Here is a 272-nt window from a genome sequence, read left to right as displayed (position 1 = left end):
GACAACCTCTTCCTCAGCGTTCTCATCGATAGCTTCGACGACGCTTTCGGCTTCGTTGAACAGGGCCAACTGTGGCGTCGCTGGATCGGCTGTTTGCTCGGACTTACGTCCGAACAAGCGCTGGCGTAGCAGCGCATTTTCTTCTTCCAGATGAACAATGCGGCCATTGCTCGTTTCGCGCTCAAGCAACATCTGCTCAAGCAATTGTTTGAGCAGCGCAGGGTCGTCAGGAAGATCTTTGGGCAGCGGAATCATGCCCTGGATTATACCGA

Annotated in this window: 1 protein-coding gene; it reads right to left on the bottom strand. The window is 54.0% G+C overall.

The window, feature by feature from the left end:
- On the bottom strand, positions 1-255 hold a 255-nt coding region (locus AC0608_RS13715; protein ID WP_478289460.1), incomplete at its 3' end, for an IS66 family transposase.
- Between the last annotated feature and the right edge of the window lie 17 nt (positions 256-272).

The sequence above is a fragment of the Flavobacterium sp. GNP008 genome (assembly GCF_056428965.1).
This window is presented reverse-complemented; position numbering and strand designations above follow the sequence as displayed.